General features: G+C 36.9%; 8 protein-coding genes. All 8 read left to right on the forward strand.

The window, feature by feature from the left end:
* On the forward strand, positions 1-1,530 hold a 1,530-nt coding region (locus OOZ15_RS19465), incomplete at its 5' end, for an RHS repeat domain-containing protein (protein WP_323053958.1).
* A gap of 11 nt (positions 1,531-1,541) precedes the next feature.
* Positions 1,542-2,009 (forward strand): hypothetical protein, encoded by a 468-nt coding sequence (locus OOZ15_RS19470; RefSeq protein ID WP_265958115.1) that lies wholly within the window; start codon positions 1,542-1,544, stop codon positions 2,007-2,009.
* A gap of 377 nt (positions 2,010-2,386) precedes the next feature.
* Complete coding sequence (locus tag OOZ15_RS19475) at positions 2,387-3,481, forward strand: RHS repeat domain-containing protein (RefSeq protein ID WP_265958116.1); 1,095 nt, start codon at positions 2,387-2,389, stop codon at positions 3,479-3,481.
* 6 nt (positions 3,482-3,487) lie between these two features.
* Positions 3,488-4,183: a hypothetical protein gene (locus OOZ15_RS19480; protein ID WP_265958117.1), complete on the forward strand. Its 696-nt coding sequence runs from the start codon at positions 3,488-3,490 to the stop codon at positions 4,181-4,183.
* A 206-nt stretch (positions 4,184-4,389) separates the two neighbouring features.
* Positions 4,390-5,616, forward strand: a complete 1,227-nt coding sequence (locus OOZ15_RS19485) for an RHS repeat-associated core domain-containing protein (protein ID WP_265958118.1) — start codon at positions 4,390-4,392, stop codon at positions 5,614-5,616.
* Positions 5,600-6,193, forward strand: a complete 594-nt coding sequence (locus OOZ15_RS19490; protein ID WP_265958119.1) for a hypothetical protein — start codon at positions 5,600-5,602, stop codon at positions 6,191-6,193. The genes OOZ15_RS19485 and OOZ15_RS19490 overlap by 17 nt, the downstream gene beginning before the upstream one ends.
* A gap of 371 nt (positions 6,194-6,564) precedes the next feature.
* Positions 6,565-7,992 (forward strand): RHS repeat-associated core domain-containing protein, encoded by a 1,428-nt coding sequence (locus tag OOZ15_RS19495; RefSeq protein WP_265958120.1) that lies wholly within the window; start codon positions 6,565-6,567, stop codon positions 7,990-7,992.
* 1 nt (position 7,993) lies between these two features.
* The gene (locus tag OOZ15_RS19500; protein WP_265958121.1) at positions 7,994-8,584 is read left to right on the forward strand and encodes a hypothetical protein; all 591 of its coding nucleotides are present in this window, start codon (positions 7,994-7,996) and stop codon (positions 8,582-8,584) included.
* Positions 8,585-8,813: the final 229 nt, after the last annotated feature.

Genomic DNA, 8,813 nt, shown 5'->3' on the forward strand with positions numbered 1-8,813 from the left:
AAGACCACAGGAGGGTATAACCGGTCATCGGGATATGATATATCGGTAGGGGCCTATGACAAGAACGGGAACATTACCGGCCTATGGAGGAACAATGGAACGGGGCGTATCGATGACCTTACATACAGCTACCATAACAATGGGGTAAGTAACAGGTTAAGGAAGGTTGAGGACCCATCTGGAACAGAAGGCTTTGTAAATGGTGCCAATACGGCAACGGAATATGAATACGATGTCAATGGGAATATGACCAGTGATGCCAATAAAGGGATAACCAGTATCACCTATAACCATCTGAATTTACCGACAAGCGTTACCATAACCGGTGGAAATATTTCTTATATTTACGATGCGACGGGAGTCAAGTTAAAGAAAACGGTAAGCACGGGTAAGGTAACGGAATATGCCGGTAACTACATCTATGAGAACAACCAGTTACAGTTCTTCAGCCATGCAGAAGGCTACGTGACCCCGAGCGGTAGTGGGGGCTATGATTATGTCTACCAGTATAAGGACCACTTGGGGAATATCAGGCTTTCTTACCAAGATGCAGACAACAATGGAAGTATTGCCACAAATGAAATAGTAGAAGAGAGTAATTATTATCCCTTTGGATTGAAACAAAAAGGATATAATAACGTTGTTTCACCAGATGGAAATGCGTTGGCACAACAGTGGAAGTTTGGAGGAAAGCAGTATCAAGAAGAACTTGATTTGAATTGGTATGATGTTACGGCACGTAACTATGACCCTGCTTTAGGAAGATGGATGAATATTGATCCATTGGCGGAGAAAATGAGAAGGCACTCGCCTTATAACTACGCTTTTGATAATCCTATATATTTTATAGATTATGATGGAATGATGCCATCTGGAAGTTGTTGCGGGCCTATAGTACCTTCTCCCCTTGGGTGGGCTGTAAAAGCGGCAGCTGCAATTGGGAGTTTTCTGGGAATGGATCCAATCAATGTTGAAGGATCGGGATCGGATAGAAGCAGTTCCAATGGCTATGAATATGTGACGGAAGATGGGCAGCCTTCAGGTGATCCAAGTACGGTAACCAAAACAGATGGAACAGTAGAAGAAGTTGATGTCACAGGTCTGGAACCATTGATGACAGTAGCCGGAGGCAAGAAAGCATCAAGAGGTAATGGAATGACCAACGCAAAGAATCCGGCGAAAAAGAATGCTGCAAGTTCCTTTGCGGACGGCGCTGAATCAGCAAGTGATGTCAGTAATTCAGTTGATTCTGTTGACAATGTACCCGATGGTGGAGGGTCAATGGAAACTTCAAATAAATCGGAACCTGATACAACTTTTATTACTAAGAAGGCAGGAACAATTACAACAGTAGTTAATAGCAATTCTCAAGTAACTTCCTTTGGAAATATTGAAAATGTAGAAGTGACTGTTCCAAAGTCAAAAGTTGATAGTGTAAATAGGGCATCTGAACAATCACTTCAGTCTCAGGGAGAACAAATGGATAATAATAACCAAAGACTGTTAGACTCTTTAAACTTAAAATTATAAAATAGATTAAAATGAATAGAATAGTAGCATTGTTAATGGTAAATTTTTTTGTTATATGTGGATGTAATAAAAAAAAATTAAGTGAATATGAAAAATTGAAAGCTGAAAATGACTCTTTAAAGATTATATTAGAGGAAATTCATAACAAGTATATTTTTGATAGTATTTCCTTAAGGGATATACCATCTCCACAGAATACTTATAAGCCAAATTCTACAATTACGGGAGAAATCGTATTTGTGGGATACAATTTTAATAAAAAGTCAAAGATGAACACTATATTAGTTGATAGTTTTTCTTTAAATCCAGAAAGGAAATTATTTAATCCTGATACCTTAGAAATTATAAATGGAGGATTTAGATATGAAAAGAAATTGGGGGTTGAAAAATTAAAATTAAAAGGATTGTTAGAGTTTAGTAATCCATATGGCAGAAGTTATGAAGGAACATATTTTACTACCATTAAAGTTAATGATTAACCGCCCGTTTGTAACGGGTGGCGGTAAAAGTAAGCGACCAAAAAGAGGCTAAACAAAGCGAAATTTTAAGCATTTACCTAGCGCAGGAAGGATTATCTGTCGTAGGTATAGCAATAACTGCAACAACAAAATAATAAAGCCACAACCAGTAAAAAAGTTGTGGTTTTATCTTGAGAAAAACAACTAACGAATTAACTATATTTACAACGCTTCGGGCACCAAACTGAGAAAAGAGGTGACCGAAGGAGGTTCTGTGACAGGATGGAGCGTTAAAAAAATGCCTAGCAGGCATTTTTAGCGATCAGGCCAGGCGGCGCGGTGGAGACTATGTCGGGAACTATATCTATGAAGATGTTCATACTGGGGAAGGGCCAATATTGCAGTTCTTTAACCATGCTGAGGGTTATGTGACCCCCAATGGCAGTGGTTATGATTATGTGTACCAGTACAAAGACCACTTGGGCAATGTGAGGTTGAGCTATATGGATGCCAACAACAATGGTAGTGTGACTACTGATGAGATTGTTGAAGAGAGTAATTATTATCCTTTCGGCTTACAGCACAAGGGTTATGGTCCAGGGATTTCATCGCTTGGAAATGATGTAGCGAAGAAATTTAAATATCAGGGGCAGGAACTCACTAAGAGTTTGGGTTATGAAATGTACGAGTTTGAATTAAGGCATTATGATGCAACAATAGGAAGGTTTATTACTGCCGATCCATATGAACAATTTCATTCTCCATATGTGGCAATGGGTAATAACCCTGTAGTTTCTTTTGATCCAGACGGTGGAAAATGTTATGATGGTAATGGAAATGTAGTAGCATGCCCTGATTCTGAAATCTATGACGATTATAGGGAAAGTGATGAAAAACATATAACTGTTTTAGGGGAAGTAGAAGTTTCGAATTCAGATTCTAATTTTGATAAAGGAAAAAGAGAGTTTTTAAGAAGCGAAGACGTTCAGGTAGAAAAGTTTATAAGAGATTTTCCAGCTATATGGGAGTTATCTGGATGGGATCATTTTGTTGCAGAAATGGCCCTAAATCTGCAAGGATACAGAGTAGAACAAGGTGAGGGTGGGAACTATAATGTCGGTGCAGAAGGTAATGTAATCTCTGGGCCTTATTTAGCAGGGCTAGGAGCAGCTGGTTTGATTGGAGGTGGCCCTAAAAAGATTCCGAAAATAAAATTGAATACGAGCAGCGTTACCAGAAGACAGGCATTTAGAAAGGCTAAAATTGGTAACAAAGTACCAAGGAGCAAACAACCTGATAGAGTTTTCAATGTACGTGAAAAAGGAACGGGAAAGCTGCTTAAAGTATATGAGTATACAAATTCTAGTGGCAAAAAAATACTTATTAGAGGAGATAATGCTAAGATATACAAGGATGGAGGTATACAAGGCCGCCATTTTAATGCAGGACAAAAAGGTACTAAACTGAAACAACATCACTATTACGATAACTAATGATTTATGGTTTCTATTAAGCAGCATAGTAACTTAATTAATACATACTTCTATTGGAATGCTTGGAATACAGATGAGAGTTTTAATTTAAGCGAGCTCAATAATAGTCAAAAGGAGAAGTTAGAAGAAATAGAGGTTATAGAAATATTATTCGAAGCTGAATCAGAAGGGGAGGATTTGTTTAGCCCCTATGAAAACTTTTTGCGCGACTATTTTATGAAATCTGAAAACTCTTCATATCTGTTTGTTTGCGAGTTATGTCAGAAGCAAAAAACAAAATTAAGGTCTTACAAAGGTTTTATAAAAAAGGAGTTTAAACTTTCCTCAGATTTTTGTTTTGAACTAGAAGTTGACTTATTAGAAGGTTATTCTATGTTCGGGATTCTAATAGAGCTAAATCAAGATACGATTCATACAGTTTCAAAGTTTTTTTTATCGAATACAAGTAGTTTTATAATCAATTTTGGTAAGACGATTAAAAATAAAGAATTATTTATTAGAAAGGTTATAAATGACTATGTGATTAACCATAGTAATAGTTCCTATATTGATTATGCTAAATTGACTTTGGATTTTTGTTCTGAGAGGTGTGTTGTTTATAGGACTGGGGGTGATGGAGGATCTAGTGAAATCTCTTTACAAGCATTCTCCAAACCAGAAACAAAAGACTTGATTTTGCTACAAGCAGAAATGATAGTTTAATTTTTATTACTTATAAGATTATTGTGTGTTTATCATGAGAAAGACAATTGAAAAATTAACTATATTCACGATGTTTCAGGAATAACTCCGCTCTCCAAAGAGTAAATGAAAAAAATAATAAGTTCTAATGCTGTACGAATGTCTCCTGACTTCGAGCAACAATAATAGCAAAAAAGCCACAACCATAAAAAAGTTGTGGTCTTATCTTGCAAAAAACAACGGATTACGCTGGGAATTATATTTATGGAGATGATCATACAGGGGAAGGGCCAGAACTCGAGTTCTTTAACCATGCAGAGGGCTATGTGACCCCGAATGGCAGTGACTATGATTATGTTTACCAGTACAAGGACCACTTGGGGAATGTAAGGTTGAGTTATATGGATGCCAATAACAACGGTAGTGTGGCTACCGATGAGATTGTTGAAGAGAGCAATTATTATCCTTTTGGGCTGAAACACAAAGGATATGGTCCGGGGATTTCCTCACTTGGAAATGATGTGGCGCAACGGTGGAAGTACAACGGGAAAGAGTTTGATGAGAGCCTTGATATCAACACCTATGATTTTGGGGCAAGGAACTATGACCCCGCATTGGGTAGGTGGATGAATATTGATCCATTGGCGGAGAATTACGATTACCTGTCTCCATATGTATATACAGCTAACAATCCTGTATTCTATATTGATCCTGATGGGCAAAGAATTGCAATATATGGTGATGAAGAATATAGAAATAAAGTGTTGTTTCAATTGGCTTTGTTAGCTGCATCTTCAGATACAGGGAATGATTTAGTTATGAATGCTATTAACAATAAGAGAACGCTAGTCTTTGCTGATATCGAAGGAGAACTTGGTAATAATACGTTCGATGGAGTTGGAGGTCAAAATTTGGAAGGCGAATACAATGTAGTGGGGTATAATGCTGATGGGGAAGGTTTTTTCGACTCAGATAATGGGAGAAATGGGGAGAAATTATACAAGAACTCTTCCACCACATTGGCTCACGAATTAGGACACTTTGAATCCATTACCAAAGGAAATGAGAGAGGTTTGCTACTCGACAATCAAGGAAGAGCATCTTATGATAGAAGCGATGAAGTGTATGCGGTTGAAAGAGAAAATTCGGTAAGAAAAGAACTTGGACTTGATGAAAGAACCCATTACGGAGGAAGAAATGTTTACGGAAAACAAGCACAAGGGACAGAATACCCTGGATATTATAGACTGGCTACTAAAAAAGATTATGCTATTAAATCACAGAATCAACAAGCGCATAATCAGCAAGCGGGTGCTACCGCTAGACAAATTTATTATAGTGCCAGAGTGAAAGATTATAGAGGAGGATATTCACATTTTGGTTCAAAAATATCAAATAGGGCAAAAAAACCTGCCCCAGGAAAACAACTGATCTTAGATGGAATTAAGGAATAAAATATATTATTTGTTGGCTTTGGTAATCTTTATTGGGTGTAAACCCGATATGGGTGAAAGTTTAATAGACAAAGTTGATTTAGGGGAATGGAAAACATCTATGATGCAAACCATTAACAATAATTGCGAGGTTAATCATCAACGGTTCATAGACACCATTAATCACCCGCCTTTTTTTGTAGAAGGCAAAAGGATTAAGAGCTTTGATGAATTAGTGGATTTATATATTTCAAAAAGAAAACCTTTCTTGGAGGAGTTGATAAGGCATGAAGAAAAGTTGAATATCAAGAATGGTCAAATAAGTATTTTGGAAATGTATACACCAAAAAATAGTAGATATGTTATTCATTCTGATGAAGATATGATGTTGGAAATCAAGGGAAAAGATGAAAAGTATCAAGCTCGACTTTTAAATGAAGATGAAAAGACCGATCATTATTTAGGGGAGGGTTTCGATGCCATATGTACAAATCACTCTCCTTTGCTGGGTCTAAATTTATTGGAGATATATTCAATAATTACGGTTAAAGGTGATTCTGTTAATTACAATATCCGTAACATTGTCATGTCTGACTAAAAAAACAGAAGCAGCCCACCTGGCAGTCTTTTTATATCCCCCGTTTGCAACGGGTGACGGTAAAAGTAAGCGACCAAAAAGAGGCTAAACAAAGCGGAAATTTTAAGCATTTACCTAGCGCAGGGAGGATTATCTGCCGTAGGTAGAACAATAATAGCTGCAAAACCACAACCAGTAAAAAAGTTGCGGTTTTTTCATGAGGAAAAACCGCTGATACCGATAAAAAGCTGTTCAACGGGAACATCGGTCAGACCTTATGGAATACCCAAAGTGCCAACAATACGACCAACCCTGTAAGTGGTCAATATACCTACAGCTATGATGCACTTAATAGAATCACTCAGGCTATAGACAATACCACCAACTATAATGTGAGCGGTATTGCCTATGACAAGAACGGGAACATTACCGCCTTGCAACGTAAAGGGAAGGTGGGCAGCTCATACAATACGATGGATGACCTGACCTATAACTATTACAATGGAGGGAACTTTTTGGTCAAGGTGAATGACGGGAGCAATAACCCTGAAGGCTTTAAGGACGGGACCAACAGCGACAATGACTATGGCAGGGATGCCAACGGGAATACCCTAAGGGACAGGAACAAGGGGATTACAGGTATCGCCTACAACCACCTAAATATGCCTACAAAGATTACGGTAACAGGGACAAATTCGGGGGTATTGGATTACAAATATTCCGCAGACGGTACAAAACTTCGAAAAATAAAGAACCAGGGAGGTAATGTTACTACTACTGATTATGCCGGAAACTATATATATGAGAATAATCTGTTAAAGCAGGTGAGCCATCCGGAAGGATATTTTGAACCGAAATCTAGTGGAGGTTATCAATATGTTTATTATCTTAAGGATCATCAAAGCAATGTAAGGATTACTTATGCGGATGAGAATAGAGATGGAGCCGTAGGAACTTCCGAAATTAGAAGGGAGCAAAATTATTATCCTTTTGGGCTTGAACATAAAGGGTATAATATCGGAATGTACGGGGTGAAGAACAATCTGAAAACTTTTCAAGATCAAGAATTTACCGAAGATTTAGGGCTCAATACCCATGAATGGAGATATCGTATAAGTGACCCTGCAATAGGTAGGTTCTGGCAGGTTGACCCATTAGCGGAAGATTATGTGCATAATGGGGTTTACAATTTTTCTGAGAATAGGGTTGTTGATGCGGTAGAACTTGAAGGGCTAGAGTCAGTATTGGTTATAGATAAAGATGAAAGACCTCAAGATGATGGTACTTCAGGAACAACATATACTGGAGAAACTTACTATTTAAATGAGGAGACAGGTGAAGTAAATGGACCTTATAGCAGTAGTACCTATCCTAATTCTAAATCTAATAGTGATAATTCAACGAAATATAATACATTGAATGAAGGAGAGCATAAGTATAATAATAGAAGCGGTCATAAAGGTGGTACTAAAAAAGGACTTAATATTGATGACAAGGGAGATAGAAAAACAGATGGCAAAGACCCTGAAGGAAATGATGTTACTATGCAATATGTAAATTATCACTCAGGGGCTAGTGACAATGGAAATTATAATAGTAGAGGATCTGCTGGATGTATAACATGTGATCCTGATGACGCGGAAGCCTTTTTTAATAATTTTAATTGGACTAATTCATCTGAAACTAAAGGGGACTCTTCTGGTACTATAAACGTAGTTAGAGGGGATGGTGATGAAACAGATTTACATGTTTTATTATTAAAGATAGATGGAAAAATAATTCAAATAAAAAATTATTTAGAAAATCAAAAAAAGAAATAATATGGATATTTTTATAAGAATGAATAAATACTTAATACTCTTATTTTTATTAAGTGTTCTATATAGTTGTAATCAAAATGCAAAAGAAGAAAGTAATAAAGTAAACAAAGTCTCAAATATGGCTTTGGATTCACTTTTAACTGAAAAAAAAATATTATCAAAAAGAAAAGAGGTGACATCAAAAGAGGTTACAAATACAATTGAAAAAAAAGATTCAATTAAATGTAATATTGATGTTATAGTAGAAACATATAATAATGTTAGCAGTTTGGATAATAAAATGATAGAATTGTTTTTATTGACATTTGATAGTGAGTGCATAAATAATGTTGAATATATGGAATTTAGCAATGAAGTTCTATTTAAAGTCTTACATAATGAACCAGGCCTTGTGTTAAAGTTAATGTCAGAAGATAGTTCGTTAGAAAGAAAAGCTATACTTAATACCTTAGCAAACCCTATAAATGATGAAATTAATATAAATGATTTGATAAATAGAATTGAGAATATAAAAACTAGAGATTATATAGAAATGCGAAATCAAATATTGGATTCATTAAAAAAGGCAAAACATTTATTCTCCGAAGAGTAAATGAATAAAAATAGTACGAGTGCTGCGCGAACGTCTCGCAGCCCGGCCATCGTGACGGTGGACAGGTTCGGGTACGACCACAGGGGCAGGCTGCTCAAGCAGGAACAGGCACTCGGTGGCAGCACGGAGCTAATCGCCGGGAACATATACGACGACCTGGGGCAGCTCAAGGCGAAGAAAGTGGGGAACACCGAGAGCAGCCCCCTACAGATGATCAACTACAAATACA

Origin of the sequence: Galbibacter kalidii, from assembly GCF_026241135.1 — a bacterium.
Lineage (GTDB): Bacteria > Bacteroidota > Bacteroidia > Flavobacteriales > Flavobacteriaceae > Galbibacter.

Bases quoted from the DNA above. Each gene is read 5' to 3' on its own strand.
- OOZ15_RS19500 (WP_265958121.1), top strand. From the start codon at position 7,994: ATGGATATTTTTATAAGAATGAATAAATACTTAATACTCTTATTTTTA.
- OOZ15_RS19470 (WP_265958115.1), top strand. From the start codon at position 1,542: ATGAATAGAATAGTAGCATTGTTAATGGTAAATTTTTTTGTTATATGT.
- OOZ15_RS19490 (WP_265958119.1), top strand. From the start codon at position 5,600: ATGGAATTAAGGAATAAAATATATTATTTGTTGGCTTTGGTAATCTTT.
- OOZ15_RS19480 (WP_265958117.1), top strand. From the start codon at position 3,488: ATGGTTTCTATTAAGCAGCATAGTAACTTAATTAATACATACTTCTAT.